The sequence below is a fragment of the Peribacillus kribbensis DSM 17871 genome, assembly GCF_000430765.1.
In the GTDB taxonomy this organism is placed as follows: Bacteria; Bacillota; Bacilli; order Bacillales; family DSM-1321; genus Paraperibacillus; species Paraperibacillus kribbensis.
In genome coordinates, this window is record NZ_KE387242.1 from 185,210 (window position 1) to 202,304 (window position 17,095).

Annotated in this window: 17 protein-coding genes and 1 other annotated feature; of the genes, 10 read left to right on the top strand and 7 right to left on the bottom strand. The window is 42.1% G+C overall.

Going from position 1 to position 17,095, the window contains the following annotated elements:
- Window positions 1-611: 611 nt before the first annotated feature.
- Both H539_RS0122895 and H539_RS0122900 read left to right on the top strand, forming a co-directional pair.
- The gene (locus H539_RS0122895) at window positions 612-1,874 is read left to right on the top strand and encodes a flavin-dependent oxidoreductase (protein WP_081415998.1); all 1,263 of its coding nucleotides are present in this window, start codon (window positions 612-614) and stop codon (window positions 1,872-1,874) included.
- Window positions 1,875-2,171 carry a Dabb family protein gene (locus H539_RS0122900; RefSeq protein WP_026695460.1) on the top strand — a complete coding sequence of 99 codons (297 nt, stop codon included), beginning with the start codon at window positions 1,875-1,877 and terminating at the stop codon, window positions 2,169-2,171. It begins immediately after the preceding gene.
- 509 nt (window positions 2,172-2,680) lie between these two features.
- On the opposite strand, the gene H539_RS31090 is transcribed toward H539_RS0122900, so the two are convergent.
- Complete coding sequence (locus H539_RS31090; RefSeq protein ID WP_081415999.1) at window positions 2,681-2,824, bottom strand: YjcZ family sporulation protein; 144 nt, start codon at window positions 2,822-2,824, stop codon at window positions 2,681-2,683.
- Window positions 2,825-3,081: 257 nt separating this feature from the next.
- Between H539_RS31090 and H539_RS0122915 the strand changes: the two genes are divergently transcribed.
- A complete protein-coding gene (locus H539_RS0122915; protein ID WP_026695462.1) occupies window positions 3,082-4,206 on the top strand; it encodes a DUF1835 domain-containing protein in 1,125 nt (374 codons plus the stop codon).
- 444 nt (window positions 4,207-4,650) lie between these two features.
- Here the strand turns inward: H539_RS0122915 and H539_RS0122925 are convergent, their stop codons facing one another.
- The gene (locus H539_RS0122925; protein ID WP_026695463.1) at window positions 4,651-5,103 is read right to left on the bottom strand and encodes a YfmQ family protein; all 453 of its coding nucleotides are present in this window, start codon (window positions 5,101-5,103) and stop codon (window positions 4,651-4,653) included.
- A 252-nt stretch (window positions 5,104-5,355) separates the two neighbouring features.
- Window positions 5,356-5,582 (top strand) — a binding site (T-box leader).
- A 103-nt stretch (window positions 5,583-5,685) separates the two neighbouring features.
- Between H539_RS0122925 and H539_RS0122935 the strand changes: the two genes are divergently transcribed.
- Window positions 5,686-7,047, top strand: a complete 1,362-nt coding sequence (locus H539_RS0122935; RefSeq protein ID WP_026695465.1) for an amino acid permease — start codon at window positions 5,686-5,688, stop codon at window positions 7,045-7,047.
- A gap of 345 nt (window positions 7,048-7,392) precedes the next feature.
- Here the strand turns inward: H539_RS0122935 and H539_RS0122940 are convergent, their stop codons facing one another.
- A complete protein-coding gene (locus H539_RS0122940) occupies window positions 7,393-7,794 on the bottom strand; it encodes a hypothetical protein (protein ID WP_051348754.1) in 402 nt (133 codons plus the stop codon).
- 391 nt (window positions 7,795-8,185) lie between these two features.
- On the opposite strand from H539_RS0122940, the gene H539_RS0122945 reads away from it, so the two are divergent.
- Together H539_RS0122945 and H539_RS32935 are read left to right on the top strand one after the other, a co-directional pair.
- Window positions 8,186-8,383: a hypothetical protein gene (locus tag H539_RS0122945; RefSeq protein ID WP_026695467.1), complete on the top strand. Its 198-nt coding sequence runs from the start codon at window positions 8,186-8,188 to the stop codon at window positions 8,381-8,383.
- 112 nt (window positions 8,384-8,495) lie between these two features.
- On the top strand, window positions 8,496-8,729 hold the full coding sequence (locus H539_RS32935; protein ID WP_026695468.1) for a UTRA domain-containing protein: 234 nt from the start codon (window positions 8,496-8,498) through the stop codon (window positions 8,727-8,729).
- A 237-nt stretch (window positions 8,730-8,966) separates the two neighbouring features.
- Here the strand turns inward: H539_RS32935 and H539_RS0122960 are convergent, their stop codons facing one another.
- Both H539_RS0122960 and H539_RS0122965 read right to left on the bottom strand, forming a co-directional pair.
- On the bottom strand, window positions 8,967-9,326 hold the full coding sequence (locus H539_RS0122960; RefSeq protein ID WP_026695469.1) for a L,D-transpeptidase: 360 nt from the start codon (window positions 9,324-9,326) through the stop codon (window positions 8,967-8,969).
- A 308-nt stretch (window positions 9,327-9,634) separates the two neighbouring features.
- The gene (locus H539_RS0122965) at window positions 9,635-10,144 is read right to left on the bottom strand and encodes a hypothetical protein (RefSeq protein WP_026695470.1); all 510 of its coding nucleotides are present in this window, start codon (window positions 10,142-10,144) and stop codon (window positions 9,635-9,637) included.
- A gap of 733 nt (window positions 10,145-10,877) precedes the next feature.
- Between H539_RS0122965 and H539_RS0122970 the strand changes: the two genes are divergently transcribed.
- A complete protein-coding gene (locus H539_RS0122970; protein WP_026695471.1) occupies window positions 10,878-12,104 on the top strand; it encodes a multidrug effflux MFS transporter in 1,227 nt (408 codons plus the stop codon).
- 428 nt (window positions 12,105-12,532) lie between these two features.
- On the opposite strand, the gene H539_RS0122980 is transcribed toward H539_RS0122970, so the two are convergent.
- Window positions 12,533-12,940: a MerR family transcriptional regulator gene (locus tag H539_RS0122980; protein ID WP_026695472.1), complete on the bottom strand. Its 408-nt coding sequence runs from the start codon at window positions 12,938-12,940 to the stop codon at window positions 12,533-12,535.
- Between the two features lie 230 nt (window positions 12,941-13,170).
- Between H539_RS0122980 and H539_RS0122985 the strand changes: the two genes are divergently transcribed.
- Window positions 13,171-14,211: an NAD(P)-dependent alcohol dehydrogenase gene (locus H539_RS0122985; RefSeq protein WP_026695473.1), complete on the top strand. Its 1,041-nt coding sequence runs from the start codon at window positions 13,171-13,173 to the stop codon at window positions 14,209-14,211.
- A 210-nt stretch (window positions 14,212-14,421) separates the two neighbouring features.
- Here H539_RS0122985 and H539_RS0122990 read toward each other — a convergent pair whose 3' ends face one another.
- Complete coding sequence (locus tag H539_RS0122990) at window positions 14,422-15,228, bottom strand: ABC transporter ATP-binding protein (RefSeq protein ID WP_026695474.1); 807 nt, start codon at window positions 15,226-15,228, stop codon at window positions 14,422-14,424.
- A 146-nt stretch (window positions 15,229-15,374) separates the two neighbouring features.
- Between H539_RS0122990 and H539_RS0122995 the strand changes: the two genes are divergently transcribed.
- Together H539_RS0122995 and H539_RS0123000 are read left to right on the top strand one after the other, a co-directional pair.
- Window positions 15,375-15,794, top strand: coding sequence for a hypothetical protein (locus tag H539_RS0122995; RefSeq protein WP_026695475.1), 420 nt, complete (start codon window positions 15,375-15,377; stop codon window positions 15,792-15,794).
- A 136-nt stretch (window positions 15,795-15,930) separates the two neighbouring features.
- Window positions 15,931-17,028, top strand: coding sequence for a lactonase family protein (locus H539_RS0123000; protein WP_026695476.1), 1,098 nt, complete (start codon window positions 15,931-15,933; stop codon window positions 17,026-17,028).
- Window positions 17,029-17,095 lie beyond the last annotated feature (67 nt).

Sequence of the window (17,095 nt, forward strand, 5' to 3'; positions counted from 1 at the left end):
ACCTCATTGAATGATTCAATTTGTATCTAAAGTTTACCATATAAGGGTAGGAAAAAGGCGTTCTCCGTAAAAGTTCTCTGCATGCATCCAATAATCATCCTAAAGGACTACTATCGCTGTGCGTAATGTTTCACATAAAGGACAGCTGATTATGCAGAAGGATAGTGGTAGGAAATGGTGAATATATATGAATGAACAGAACTCGCATGAAGGGTAGAAGTAGGATTTGTGATACTATAAACAACTGAATTAAAAATGAGTAAGGAGAGATCCGGAATGAGTTCTTCCGTACTGAGTTTTCAGGAGATGGAAAAAGAACAGCTTATGCTCGTTGGCGGAAAAGCAATGAATTTGGGTGAGGTAGCGATTGTGGCTTGTCATATTAAGCTTAAATGAATAAGGAAAGAAAATGGGAAGCAGTCATAGGGCTGGTTTTTTTTGCGATTTTTATAGGATGATAAGGAAAAGTAGGATGGATCTGCTTCGGAACGGGTTTTATGCTGTATTGCGATAAAGGAAAAAGAGTTCATTACCATTGATATATTTAAATATTGTGTGATAATTAAGAAAAGTATAAAAATATATAGTGTGAAAAACAGGAGGAAGCGCTTATGACCAAAATAAAAACAGCCATGATAGCCGGCGGCGGAATTGGAGGCCTTGTCACCGCCTTGAAGCTTCACCGGATGGGTATTACAGTCAGAGTTTTTGAAAGTGTGGAAACCATTAAAGCATTGGGAGTCGGCATCAATCTTCTCCCTCATTCCGTAAGGGTGCTGACAGAGCTTGGGCTGGCTGATGAACTCAAAGCGGCTGGAATTCCTACTGCAGAGCTGCTGTATGTAAACAAGTTCGGTCAGAAAATCTGGCAGGAGCCAAGGGGAGAGGCTGCCGGGTATCACTGGCCGCAGTATTCCATTCACCGCGGCAGGCTGCAGATGCTTCTGTTAAAGGCAGTGAAGGAACAAGTGGGGGAGCACTCTGTAAGGACAGGCCACCATCTTAAATCCTTTCAAATGATGGGAGGAGTCGTGACAGCCCAGTTTGAAAACCGCAAGACCGGGGAGAGCCTTGGTTCATATGGTGCAGATATCCTGATTGCGGCTGACGGCATCCATTCGGCTGTCCGGAAATGCTTTTATCCCGATGAGGGGCTTCCTAAATTCAGTGGACGGATTTTGTGGCGCGGTCTGACAGAAGCAGAGCCGTTTTTGACGGGCCGGTCCATGATTATGGCAGGTTATCAGGATCAAAAGTTTGTGGCATATCCTGTTTGTCCCCAGACCGCGCAGGAGGGACGATCTCTTGTCAACTGGATTGCGGAGCTGGCAGTCCCGGGTGAAGGACCTTCCCGTTCTGACTGGAACCGGAAAGTGGAGAAAGATGTCTTTGCAGCTCCTTTTGCAAACTGGGATTTTGGCTGGCTCAATGTTCCCAGATTGATTGAGGAAACAAAAGATGTCTATGAATTTCCAATGGTTGACCGCGACCCGCTGCCTCAGTGGAGCTTTGAACGAGTCACGCTGCTTGGAGATGCAGCGCATCCGATGTACCCGATAGGATCTAATGGGGCTTCACAGGCCATTCTGGATGCTGATGCCCTTGGAGAGGCCATTTTAGAACATGGAGATGCAGAAACTGCCTTACGGGCTTACGAAGATGCAAGACGTGGACCGACCGCAAACATTGTCTTGGCTAACCGGAAAAACGGTCCGGAAATGGTCATGCAAATTGTTGAAGACCGGGCACCAAATGGCTTTACCAGTTTAAATGATGTGATTACCCAGCGGGAGCTGGAGGACATCTCGAATCAGTACAAGCAGATTGCCGGCTTTGACCGCGAGAAACTGAATCAAATAGTGGGGGCTCTCTAGATGATTGAGCATATCGCTTTATTAAAATTCACTCCGCATACCACCGAGGAGCAGAAAGAAGAGCTCATCACCCGGACGCTTGAGTTGAAAAACATCATCCCCGGTATTGTGGAAATACAGCAGGGAACCAACTTTTCCAATCGCAGCAAAGGCTATGAAATGGGATTAACTGTCCGCTTCGAGGACAGAAGCTCACTGGAAAACTACGGCTCACACCCGGCACATCAGGAGGTCGTTTCTTATCTGAAGGAGATCGGATTAGAGGACAGCATATTTGTAGATTTTGAGATGAAGTGATTTTTTTACGACTAAGTACTTTAGTGCTTAAACGCGTTTTAGTATGAGGGATAGTTCCCTCAAGAAGATGTAGGCAGCGGATGCTTCCGCTGCCTTTTGATGCGCTGCTGCTGATTTGATAGTTCCAGGGCAGAATTCGTGTTCTCATGAAAGAGAGCATATGTTACACTTATTTTATCAGAATTTTCCAAAATTGATGCGGAGGTATTTCGATATACTTCTTCGCGATTGCTCTTCATTTTGCTGTATATGGATTCTGAGGCTTTTCTTTTAAGAGGCTTTTGATCTTGTGATTTCTTGAACATCTTGTTTAATCCATCAATATGACAGCTGGAATTAGAACATTAACTTACTCACACCATTATGTAGAGCTTTTTGTTAATTATAGCCGTTCTACTGGATTATTATTATTACAAAATAACATATACCCATTAATCCATTCACCGGACTTTTGGTACATAAATGTGTAAAAAAGGAAAACCTATCCAAAGGATAGGTTTTCCATATGATTAATAACCGCCTGCAAATGTTGCTCCGATGATGATAAGCAGGATGAAAAGAACAACGATTAAAGCAAAACCGCTGCCATATCCGCCGCCGCCATATCCGTAGCCGCCATACCCGCAGCCGCCATATCCGCCGCAAAAGCCCATACTATACAACCTCCTTTGTCCATGGATTAATAATAAGGTATGAAGGGGAGTCAGATTTGGAATGGGCAAACAACTATGGCACGGTACAAAAGGCGCTTGTATTACATCACTGTAAAAGAAAACCCCCGGAGAAGGATTCTCCAGGGGGCTATGGACTGTATTCGGCTTGGGGATAATGTATTGTATGCAGCTTGTTTACTTGTGTACAGGCATTTTATCCAGTGAGACAAAAAAGATTGGATAAGGAGTGGAGGGAAATGGAAGTAAAGGACCAATATCCGTATATTTATTTTTTTGTCCAGCATATCGTTTTCGTTTATAAAATTGAGGGAGGGAATTATTTGACTCTTAAGGATGTGAACGAAAAAGGAGAATGGCAGACCTATGAAATAGATCGGGGAGAAGAATATAAAGCCTTTCACCACAGAGACCGCTCCCCTCTCGTGGGAAAAGGATATTTTCTAAGCGAAGTAGATATGGCACGAATGGTTAAAGAGATCAATAAAAGCATTCACAGACACCGAGTGTTAACAAAGAAGCATCATGGTTCCACTCATGAATATGGTCCTTACCATCTCATTTCTTCAGAATCTTCAGCCGGGGCTTTAAAGGTTGGACTGGATCGTCCGAAGACGGTAATCGGCTTTCCAGACTTTTTTGCATTCGGTCCTTTGTGGAGTCTTCATGAAAAATCCGGCTGGGACAAGCGTTCTGAATGGTTATTTGAACATATCAATTTTGATTTTCAATCACAATATGAATATGAAACTAATATTTCTGCCGCTTTGCAGGCGATAGAAGATATCCCTGAAGATGTGCCGATTTATATTTGGTATGGAACTAATGTAGAGGAACAAATAGGGCTTCGCTTTTTTATCCATCAAGTAAAAGACAAAACCAATGAGGTTTTCCTCATAAACGCCACTGAATTTTACGAAAAGTCTATGATGCCCGCAGATCAGCATCCAAACTGCTTTCATACAAATCACATTGATCCTAAAGATTTAAAGGTGATATTCCATGAAAGTAAAAATAACCAGCCTGTTTCTCATGAAGAACTTTGCCGGCTGCAAAGGGAATGGAGGGAATTGACTTTAACGAAAGAAGTTCTGCGGATTTGGAGTCATGGTGAAATACAGGGAATGAAGGAGGACCATTATGACTCCCTTATCTTGGATGTCCTGAAACAGATGCACTATAATCAGCCCGCCAAAGACTTTATGAAGACTGGGAGTGTAATCGGAACGATCTTAGGTACAATAGATGAATTGATCAGTGACTCTTTTCTCGAGTACAGAATCCGGCATTTGGTTTATAGCGGAGTATTGGAGCTGAAGGGTGTGCCGAAATCCATGAGACATTACAGTGTGAAGGTTCGCTGACTCGATATGTTCGAATGACTGGCTGTGATTAATATCCTTAATATGGAAAAATGAAAAACGTCCATGGATTATCTTTTTTACTCTTGTCAAACATGAAAAACGTTAGTATGCAAAAGACTAGTGTAAAAAGAGAAATACCGAATTGAGGAAACAAAAAAGCAATTTTACTCATGATCAAACCTGAAATACCGTATGGATTTTGAGTTGAAATTTCATCTGTATAATCTCTATCATTGAGATAAATCATTGTTTCTATCCCCCCGTACATCTCTATCTTTTTGCCTGTTGAGGAAATCAATAATTTTTTTCATAATTTGTCACTTCTTTTGCAAAGTATTTTCCACACTTTGTAGCTGTTGTTGACTGGGGATATTGATCAATCACTAAAAAAGAAGAAACTCCCGGCAGCTCGCCGGGAATTTCTTCTTCCTAGATAAGTATTCATCAAGCTTGTTCCATTTGGGGCCTTCCACCAGCGGCCATTGCAGAAAGCTCCTCAGACCTTATGCGGTAAGAAACCACCTTCTTCTTGAACTGCTTGACAACATCGATATGCTCCTCATAACTGTAGACAAAAAGCTGTACTTGCAGTTTCTTTCTTTTAATCCCGATCACAAATGGAATGACATCTGTGTCAGGCTGAAGAAACAGTTTTTCGTTTCCTGGGAATATCCAATGTTTTTCTAAAAATGAAGCTTCATTCCAGGCGTCAATGAATGTCTGTTTTTCGCCTTCTTTTAGCTGCGTTTCGTTAAAGGTTATAACTGTATCCTTTGGTTTCAGCTTTGGATGAAGTTCGAATTTATCTAATGCCCATGCGACCAATGCGCTCGGGGGACTCAATAAAAATTTCACAACAACTGCTGCTACAATTGAAATAAATACTGTCCATGTCATACAGGTTCACTCCTTGATGATCAGTCCGATGATTTCCCTGGTTAGGTATACTAAATATAGCATAAGATAATTTGAAATAGAGTAAATATCCAATTTCTAATATTTTTAACCATCCTTTATATTATAATGGAATATTATATACTTGTTAAGGATAGGACAGGGCCGTTTTTAAAAATCATAGTTCTTGACATAAAAAAGTTCAGCATATATAGTGAAACGTATGAATTTAGAACTTTCTAATAATTTAATTTTTTGAAAGCATTGAACGGGAATAGTAAAAGCGGAAACTAGAAAAAGAGAGCTGCGGGTTGGTGTGACGCAGTCTATGATCCCTTTGAACTCGCCCTGGAGCTGCATGGCAGAAGGAATGTCCCTATGCCATGCCGATTGACCCACGTTACAGGGTGCCAAAAAAGCAGGATTCAAACAGGATCAAAAAGAGTGGTACCGCGGTTAGCTACAGGCTTATCGTCTCTTTTCTCATTAAAAATGAGATAAAAGATGATGGGCCTTTTCTATTTTTATCGGCCCTGGCTGTAAGGAAGCAGCCAGGGATGAGAGTGATCAATGGAGGTTAGAGTAATGAAAAAGGACAACATGAGTTTGCAGCGGACCATGACCTCGCGCCATATCATGATGATGGCTTTAGGGGGAAGCATTGGCGCCGGATTATTTAAAGGAAGCAGTTCAGCCATTGATATGGCGGGGCCATCTGTTATTGTTGCCTATTTAATTGGCGGAATTATTTTATTATTCATTATGCAGGGCTTAGCTGAAATGGCTGTCCGCAACAGCAAAGCTCGTACGTTCCGCGACCTGATTCAATCAGCCCTGGGACATTTTCCCGCTTATTTTCTTGATTGGATTTATTGGAAGATGTGGGTGTTAAACATTGCTGCAGAAGCCGTAGTTGCAGCAATCTTCCTTCAATATTGGCTGCCCCATTATCCTATATGGATGCTGGCTTTAGTGGTTTCGGCAATTGTTACCATCATTAATCTGCTGTCTGTTAAAATTTTTGCCGAAACAGAATACTGGCTAGCATTAATCAAAATCAGCGTTATTATGATCTTTATTCTGGCCGGATTATTGCTATTATTTGTTACATTTGGCCATCATTCAGCTCCTGGCTTTTCTAACTTATCAAGTCATGGAGGATTCTTTCCGAAAGGGCCTGGTGGTCTCATCACCGCTATGCTGGTCGTCATTTATTCCTATGGCGGTACGGAAATTATCGGCGTAACCCTGGCTGAGACGAAGGATCCGGAGAAAGTGGTGCCAAAAGCGGTTCGCGGTACATTAACAAGGATCATCGCTTTTTATCTGTTCCCTTTCTTTATTATCGTCAGCTTGATACCATGGAACAAGGTAAACTCTGTTCAAGAAAGTCCGTTCGTTTCTGTGTTTAAGATGATCGGCATTCCCGGCGCCGACCATATTATGAATGCAGTCATCCTATTAGCGATTTTATCATCGATGAACTCAGGGCTGTACGGCTCATCCCGCGTCCTGTATACCCAGGCTGTGGACGGCAGGGTTCCGCAGATTTTTGCGAAGCTGTCCGGAAAGAAAGTGCCTGTTTACTCGATCTTAATGTGCACGTCCTCCTTAAATGCGGGAGTGCTGATCTCCTTATTTGCAGGAAGCAAAACATTTGAATATCTGATGGGATCCCTTGGCTATACCGTCCTTTTCATCTGGCTGATCATCGCCTTTGCCCATTTGAAATCACGGAAGCTTCAGCCTGACGTTTCATCAGGCTATCATGTAAAATGGTTTCCCTACACAACATGGCTGGCCATCATTACATTGATTTCCATCCTGATTGGTGTCATTTTCACCACATCGGCTGTGATCACAAGTATAACCCTTGGGATTTATCTATTCATCAGCCTGACATATATTGTGAGGACCCGCTTTGTTCATGCGGCCATGGAGTCATAAAGCAGTGTAAAAAACACGAGGATAGACGTATGAATGGGCATACGTCTTTTTCTTTATATATGGCGGTTTCTGCTTTTGCTGTCCCTTGGATCATAGCCTATTCACCCTGACGGATAGATAGAGGGAGAAATTCCCCTTAATTAGTAAATTGGGTTAAAAACAGCTGAAATAAAGGGAGAAATTCCCTTTATTAACTCGAAAAATAGAAAAATATATAATTTTTCATTGAATAAGAGTAAAATCTCCCCTTATTTAACCCCAAACAAGCTCCATTCTGCATTTAAGGGTAAAATCTCCCCTTATTTTTTTGTTTGCTGATACCGGATATGTATCTTGATAAAAATTTTACCCTTCAGCCTGGGCTAAATAGTACTTTAGGTTCCCGTCATAGTCTACAATTAAAACATCATTCCGTTCTTCCGCAGAATAGATTTTGGTCCCGGCAGGAAGTGTATTGGCTGTGCCGTCTTTAAAAGATTGCTGAGATGTTTGAGAAATTTCTCCTATGAGCACTTTTTTAGTGAGCTGTAATTTATTTACCCACTCCACACCAATGGCGTATATCGTTCCATCCCATTGAAAAATGTCTGCATGCTTATTTAAACGTAAAACCTCGTCTGCATCAGGCTTCTTACTAGTAACGGTTATTTCCGCGGGTTTACTATGTATGTCAGTACAGCCGGATAAGTAGAACACACTTCCTAACAAAAATAGACTTGCTAAAACCTGCATGCCTGTTTTTCTCATTGATCTTCACCTTTCTTGAAGGGTATTTTGACATTTATTCGGACACTGGTTTAGTTTTTGGCTATTTTACAAGGCGGCGATCAAGAATGATAAAACTCATCGATTTATTTACAATACAACACATCCGAAATTAGATATATTCCTTTGAACAAGGAGTTGGGGTTTAAAACCGAGTATTTTCCATAGAGTTTATTTCAATAATATAGATAGGAATACCATCTCTCACAATTCGATGACCGATGCAGAAAGATAGATTTTAAAAAGATACAATGACTGTATTTGGGAGTATGACAGACCTGACATGGAAAAGTTATTTCATTAATGTTGTTTAGATACCTTAAGATACTCCTGTATGTATTTGGATACATTAATAGTCTGGAGGTGAACATGAATGGCGGAAAGAAACCAAAATCAGGACTATTCTTGTGAGAATACTTCGCTTGAAAATATCGATGCCACACCTGGAATGGACGCAAAGGCGACATGCGAAAATCAGGCGGAAGCGGCTAGGCACCAAGCTGGTTCATCAGGTTCAGGAACAGAATTTGCGAGTACAGACAACGTAACCACCAGAAAACTGGAGCCTTAAAATCCTAAGAGAAGACATCCAATGTGGGTGTCTTTTTTCCTGCTTCAAGGATAAATTTCATAACGAACTTTTATCGGTAAGCGGCTTTTCCGAGTTCAGCCATCAGCAGGGGATGATACCCAATTCGAGGATTTTAAGAAGTGAGGTCATACCAGCCACTAAGTATATTGCGGACCATCTCCATATCGATGAGGGAAGTCCGGTCCTTGAGCTGGCGCGCCTTATGTATGTAAATGAACGTGCCCTTTTCCATGATACCGCGCATTATTCATTAATCCGCTTTCCGGATTTAGAAAAGAAAATTGCAAGGGACGAGTCTACATATAAAATTCTATTAGAGGAATAACAGACCGAAATCGTCACCAACGATAAAATCATTGATGTGATCAGTGCCACAAAAGAGTATGCGGGTTATTTAGAATGTTATTGGGGCCAACCTTTTTAGGATTCTGAAAATTGCTTTTGATCTGAATGATGAGCCCGTCCATCTTTCAACCTTCTTATGTGAAACGAATAAGGTAAATCTTACGGTTCATCGCGCAAAATAGTTCATGCTTACCTCAGCATGGACTTTTTTCTGCATTCACGGGATGTAGTTTTGATAAAACCATTTATGAATGCGCACTACGGTTCCAATCGGGACCATTGAAGATAGCTCCTGGACATCTGCATTTTGCATCCGGATACATCCATGAGACATATCTCTGCCGATGGAAGAAGGATCATCGGTTCCATGTATTCCGTAAGTGGGCTTGGATAAGCCCATCCACATTACCCCAAACGGACCGCCTGGATTGGGCTGCTTGTTTATGATTTTATAGGTCCCCTCTGGAGTAGGAGTCAGCATTTTTCCCACAGCGATTGGGTAGGCCTTTATCAATCTGATGCCGTCCATAACATATAATTGGTGATTTTTTGTGGAGATTTCAATCCGTGCTGCCATGAGATCCACCCCATACATGGTTTTATATAGTGTATGAAGCATTCATGATTAATGAGCCGAAATTGGAAGCTTATTATTTGAGGCTCTAAGAATATGCAGCGGATGTTCGGTGAAACTTTTGAACCATTGCATTGTATACACAATGAGAAACCCATTTTATCTAAATCGAGGTGATTGTATCTGAGTTTTGCTGCCTGGTTTGGCGTAGGTGCAGTAGCTGCAAAAGGATTGTTTGGGAAATCGAAAAGGAATAAATACTCTCTGTTTCTTCATCGTGAAGAAACATTCTTTTGGCAAAGACATTCACTTTAACTGATATAAACCCGGAGACGGTTTTCCAAAATTCCGATTTCCCAACTAGTTTCCCTAAATCCAAATCGCTGGTTGATCGAAGTACGGTTTTTCAGGAGCCATTCGGCGGCAAACTCGTTGGCGTCCTCCTCGGTCCAGGCCGCATGATAGCACCCCGGTTCAGGAAGATTATGAAGAAATCGAGCTTTCTGTGTCGTGTACTGCTCATGATGACGGAGTTCATGGTAGAGGCAAAAGATGGAGTGAAGTACTTTTAAGGTGCGGGAATCGTAGGGCAGGTTAAACATATAAAGAAAGACCGACTGGTATTGATAATTGTAAATGGAAAAGATCTTGTTTTTGACGATGTGCTTAAGAATCTGATATTCTCTGTACACATTTCTCTTCATTGTGTACGAATGGATATCCTTCCATTGTTCAAAAAGATAAATTGAAGGCATTACAATATTTTTATGAGGCAGCAGCCCAATGAGATAGTGAACATCCCCCTTTGACAGAATACTCAAATAAATTCCTCCTTTTTATCATCATACACCCGATCAGGCTGGGAAGGAATATGAATTTTTGGCTTCTTTTTATAAAAATAAGCTCTGTTAAACAGCTTTGTTGAAAATCTATGAATAATAAATTTTATCATCTAATTAGATTGTAAAGATAAGGGGAAAGTAGTGATTTAAGTGACAGTAGATAATAACAAGGATCAGCCCTAAACAATGCGTTCGAACTTCTGTTTATTTACCGAAATGAATCAATTAAATGACTTAGTACATAAACTTCACAGATTTATTGAAGAACAAACTCTAGAGATTGAGAGCCTGCAGGACAGCCTAAGCTAAATGGATGTGAAATATGGAAACCAAGATCAATGGCAATTTGTTTCTATAATTTGCCGTACTAAGTATCATACCCTTACTGCATGATAACCTTATTGCAGCTTCCCTCCATTATCACTTTTACATTGTAGACCTTTTTTTATGATTATAATTTAAAAGCTGGCATTATAACCATTATCTTACTTATATTTAATGATGTATTTTCACTATAAATGGTCTATCAGATTTAGGTATATTATTTGCCGCAAATATCATCTGATATTTGTTGGTTTTTTTGTCATTTATTTAATGGTTTACCAATTGAAGTGTTCAGGTTATAATCGAGAGTGTTTAATTTAGGTTCTCGAAATACCTTGGATACCAAGCACTATAACTTTAAAACTGATGAAAGAAAGGTGAGTGCAACTTGGAAAAATCTGTGGGAAAGAAACGGCTGCAGCTTGCAGTACTTTTAGGCTCCCTTGGAATTCTGGGGCCTTTTACAATCGATACCTATTTGCCGTCTTTTCCTACTATAGTAAAAGAATTTCATACGACGGCTTCACTTGTCCAGATTAGTTTAACTTCCTGCCTGCTGGGTCTTGGAATAGGCCAATTAGTGATCGGGCCGTTAAGCGATGTGAAGGGGCGCCGGAAGCCTTTATTGTTTTTCCTTTGCATATACATCCTGGCATCCCTGGCATGCTCATTTTCACCGAATATCTATTTCCTTATTGGGTCCAGATTTGTGCAGGGATTCGCTGCGTCAGGCGGAATCGTGTTATCACGAGCCATTGTAAGGGATCTTTATAGCGGAAAGGAATTGACTAAATTCTTTTCGCTGATGGTGTTAGTAGGCAACCTTGGTCCAATCCTCGCTCCCGTTGCCGGGGGAGCCATCCTAACGTTTTATGACTGGAATGGGGTCTTTATTGCACTGACCATCCTTGGAATCATTTTGACCTTTACCGTTTCATTCAAATTAAAAGAGACCCTGCCGCCTGAAAAGCGGCTTCCAAGTAATCTGCCACAGGTTCTGGGCAACTTTGGGACATTATTTAAAGATAAAGAGTTCATGGGCTATGCCTTTACCCAAGGTTTCATCACTGCCGGCATTTTTGCTTACGTTTCTGGTATTCCGTTTGTTTATCAGAATGTGTATGGAGTGACAGCCCAGCAATTTAGTTTATTGTTTGGAATCAATGGCGTTGCTTTGATTATTGGAAGCCAGTCGGTTGGCAGGCTGACAGACATCATTTCGGAACGAACTTTCTTGAAAATAGGAATAGGCCTTGCCAATGTATCAGGTTTATCTCTGCTCATTGCACTCTTATTAAAGGCTCCGCTTATTGGAGTCGCCATCCCCATTTTCTTTTTTATCTGTTCCATTAGTCTAATTGGAACTACATCATTCACACTGGCGATTCAGTCACAAGGACATATGGCGGGCAGCGCTTCTGCATTATTGGGACTATTGCCCTTTGTCATGGGCTCGCTGGCTGCGCCGATAGTGGGAATTGGCGGAGCGTACACAGGAGTTCCAATGGCCTCCGTCATTTTTGGCGCCAGCTTTTTGGCCTTCTTGTGTTATTTTATCCTGGTAAGAAAGAAGAAAGTTCAAAAGACGGTTCTTGTGGCCAATCGAAAAGCTTAATTTTTCTTTACTTCCTTTTAAAAGGGGAGGTGGGGGATAAGAACCCATGGAATGTTTAACTCAGGCCCCTTACAGGAGGGGAAATGAGCAATAGGATGAAATAAAAATGCTGCCGTTTGGCGGCATTTTTATTTAAACGGGATTTACATGTTTAAATGAACTCCATAAAAAATAACAGCGGCCTAAGCGCTGTCACTTTATCAGATTTTTGTTGCTGTCCGGGATATGATTGACAGCTGCTTTTGCATGTCCGTGGGCACATAGTAGTAATGATGAGGCTAAAAAGGTTCCTAATATCTTTTTCATGTGTTCCCCCTAAATAGTAATACCTCATTTTAGCATCACTATAGGCCGATTGGTTCAGTTAGATAAACCAAAATACCGATACGTTTCTTTATTTGTGGAAACCTCCAAAAGGTTTCATTCGATTAAAAACTCCCTATCTTATTCACTTTATGTATATCCTCTGTTCCTGCATCCAGGGCCGTTTTATAATAGGAACATTTATGGCGGATCAAATCCATGGTCCTGTTTAGTTCTTCCAGCTGTGCTTCTACTGCCGCTTTCCGTTCCAGGAACATGTCATATCTTTGTTTGAGGGTTGCGTCGCCCTCCGAACACCACTCGATGAAACCTTTGATGTCCTTGATGGGCATCCCGGTTGATTTAAGGCATTGAATGATTTTTAAGGCTTCGATGTCAGATTCCTTAAATAATCGGGTTCCGCTGGGAGTACGTTCTACAAAAGGCATCAGCCCTTCTTTGTCGTAGTATCGCAGGGCATATACCGTAAGATTTAATTCTTTTGCCACTTCACTGATTGAATATGTGACCATTCGTCCTACCCCATTTCTTTATATGCAGACATCGAGTTATCTCTATATTTTGAAAGCATTCTCTCATGCTGACTGGGAAATGTCAAAATATTAAATCCGTCATATCCATCGAGGGGTTATTACTTGACCTAGAGTTAACTAGAGGGCTTATTCTAGTTTTGCAAGAGAAAAGAAAGATAAGCATTTTATTCTTTTTTCTCTTGGACATTTAGAATTGGAGGTACTGCATAATGGTGATAGCTAAAGCGAGAGCAGTCGATGGTCCGGATCAATCATTCCACGCTGCTGAAATTACAAGACGTGAAATTGATTCACAGGACGTTTTGATTGAAATTAAATTTGCAGGTATATGTCATTCCGATATCCATACGGCTCATGGGGAGTGGGGTCCTGTAAATTATCCGCTTGTGCCAGGGCACGAGATTGCGGGGATTGTGACTGAAGTGGGATCCGAGGTCACAAAGTACAAGGTGGGCGACCGGGTTGGAGTCGGATGTATGGTGGACTCCTGCGGTGAATGTGTGAACTGCCGCAAAGGAGAGGAGCAATACTGTCTAAAAGGAAATGTTCCTACCTACGCGGGTGTGGACAAATACGGTGAGCCTACCCAGGGCGGTTATTCTACTCATATCGTGGTAACGGAAGACTTTGTTGTCCGTATTCCGGATGGTATGGAACTGGATGCGGCAGCGCCATTGCTTTGTGCAGGCATTACGACTTATTCTCCGTTAAAACATTGGGGAGCAGGCCCAGACAAGAAAGTAGCGATTGTCGGTATGGGCGGTCTCGGCCATATGGCTGTCAAGATTGCAGCTGCCATGGGCGCAGAAGTGACAGTCCTGTCACAGACTTTGAGTAAAAAGGAAGACGGATTGGAATTTGGCGCAGAAAACTACTATGCCACCAAAGACCCGGAAACATTTGAAAAACTTGCGGGAACCTTTGATTTAATAATCAATACCGTAAGCGCGAAGCTCGACATGGATGCTTATTTTGGCCTTCTGACTCTTGATGGCACTCTCGTAAATGTGGGTGCGCCTGCGGAGCCATTGTCTGTGAATGTGTTCTCTCTCATCGGCCACCGCCGTTCATTTGCAGGCTCCATGATTGGGGGCATCCGCGAGACTCAGGAAATGCTGGATTTTTGTGCAGAGCATAATATCGGTCCTAAAATTGAGATCATCTCTGCCGATCAAATTGACGAAGCATACAAACGCGTATTAGCTTCGGATGTAAAGTATCGTTTTGTCATTGACATCAGCACCATGTAAGCTGGGTATTTCAAAGGTAAAAGGGGGTGCCAAAAGACTGGCTTTTGGCACCCCCTTTTTTGTTTGGATCCCATGTTAGCTATTAGAAATAGTGTCTGTCTTTTTCCCTGATAGGGATGGTTTAATATAAAAGTTTGTCAGGTAAATAGCACATGAAAAAAGCTGGACTGGCCGTGTACCAATTATGGTGTACGGACAGCCCAGCTTTTTTTAGTTTGAAAAAGCCTTCACTTTAATCCATGGCCGCCCATCGAGCCAATCAACTGATAAGGGAACACGGAAGGTTTCATGGAGCAATGGTTCAGTGAGCGTGGCATGCTTATCTCCCTGTGCAATGACGCTGCCGTTCTTTAATAGCATCACATGTGAAATGGAAGGGACGATTTCTTCGATATGATGAGTGACATATATCACGGCTGGACCATTCTGGGCTGAGGTCAAATCTTCGATCGTTGATAACAGTTCTTCCTTTGAGTAGATATCCAGTCCATTGCATGGCTCATCCAGGATAAGGATTTTCGGGGAAGACATCAAGGCTCTTGCTATCATCGTTTTTCGTTTTTCTCCCTGGGAAAGAGTGATGATGTTCTGATGAGCTAAATGCTCAATATTAAAGGCAGAAAGCAGTTTTAATGCTTCCTCGACATCCTCCCGGGATATCTGCTCATATAAGCCTATCGAGGCGAATTTTCCGCTTATGACGACCTCCAGTGCAGAATCACTGGGGCGGGCGTTATACTGATCGTCCAGGGAGGAGCTGACCCAGCCGATCGATTTCCGCAATTCAGGGATATTTGTTTTTCCAAAGAGCTGTCCCAGCACGGAGACACTCCCGCCAGAAGGCCACTGATAGCCCGTGATGATCTTTAAAATGGATGTTTTTCCGGATCCATTCAAGCCTAATAAAGCCCAGTGCTGTCCTGTTTTTACTTGCCAGTTCACTTGATCCAGAATCTGTTTTTCGTTCCTCTGCCAATGAATGTCCTGGAGGGAAATGATGCTTGTATGCTGCTCCATTTAAATAACTCCCTACTCTCAAATAGTTATAAAATTCATTATATTACAAAATCTAATTTATCAAAAGCGGGAAACAGATAAAAATAAAGGATTGAAAGATTCCAATCAGGAAAACCTAGAGCTAAAAATAGATGAGGGTGATATGTTTGTTTGCAAAATTACTGAGCTGTAATTTCTTAGCGATCCTGCTCCTCTGTACAAGCTCGACGGCTTTAGCTCATCATGGCCAAAAAAGCGACATAATTGCGGCAGCTTCTGCAGGGTTGAGTACAAACGATTTAGAGGAAGTCCTGATTAAGCAGCTTCACAGTCAGATTTCAGAAGTGATTATGAAGGTTTATAACGTAGAAATTCCTCAATATAAGAATGCCCGGATCCTCTTGGTGAAGAAGGAAGCCTTGCAGGAAACATCTGAACAACTAAAGCCCGCTATCATTCACATCGTAAAAGTGAGGGTCGATGTTATTGAAAGGGAAAAAACGGCTTCTCTGGACATAACTTTTACTGATAATAATTCAGAGGGCCGTTTGGCTGTTAAGAATATGAAGAAAGTTAAACTGCCATAGATAAACGAAACAAAGACCTTTCTCTAAAATGGAGTGAGGTCTTTTGTTTTTATCGTTTAGAAAACATTTGACCCGAATAGGGGAATTGAATTCGCAGATGCACCATATAAACATACGAAAGGGGGCATCGAATAACATGCAGACTCATTTCCGTGCAAATGTCAGTATGGTTTACATCATGACCAATAATGAAGCAATGAATCAAGTCATCGCTTTTTTCAGGGATATGAATGGCATGCTTACCTATATGGGATCATACCCGACTTATGGCAGGGGGACCGGTACAAAGGAGGTGTCCACAGCAACAACCAATGATGGGGTGGATCCCCTGACTTCACAGGGTGCTCTGACATTATCCCGGGATGGACGTTTTCTTCTGGCTGTGAACGCAGGCAGTCATAGTGTCAGCAGTTTCATGATAACAAACATAGGTGAGCCCGTTCTTGTGGATGTCAAGCCGTCGGGAGGTGCACAGCCGAATACCGTGGATGTGTTTGGAAATCTGGTCTATGTGGCCAATGTAGGGAACGCTGCCAATCATTTCACATCGAATGTCACGGGTTTCCGCATGGACCATAACGGACGCCTTACTCCCATACCCGGATCCACCCGCTCTCTCAGCACATTTAAAGCTCAGCCCGCTCAGTTGCTTTTTACACGGAATGGCAGGAAACTCCTTGTAACCGAGCTTACTTCAAACTCTCTAAGTGTATACGATGTTAATCCGAATGGTACCCTTACAGAACCCATCGTGAATCCTTCGTATGGGAAGGGACCATTGGGTGCATGTTTCCTGTCCGCTGGAGTGCTCCTGGTTACTGAAGCAGATTCCAATGCCCTTTCCTCCTATTTCATGAATAACAATGGGACACTTCGCGTGATCAGCGGTTCTGTCATGAACGGATATAAAACCGCCTGCTGGGTTGTCACAACCAAGGATGAACGATTCGCCTATGTCACCAATACCTTAAGCGGCACGATCTCTACATACGGAATTGATCATGGAGCCTTATCCGTTGTAAGGCATATTACCAGCACGCCAGGGGATACCGTTCCGGGGCTTCCGATGGATGTTGGAGTGAGCAAAGACGGACGGCATTTTTATACTCTAAATGGTAACCAGGGGACCGTCTCTGTATTTTCCATACAAAGGGACGGGATCCTGGTTAGAATGCAGGTTGCGGCCTGGACCGCATTCCCTTATTTGGGATCACAGGGCTTAGCGATTCTTTAATAAGTCCAAGTTTACTAGAGTTTTACATTTGGAATAAATTACAAGGATCAAAATCAAAACTTATCAT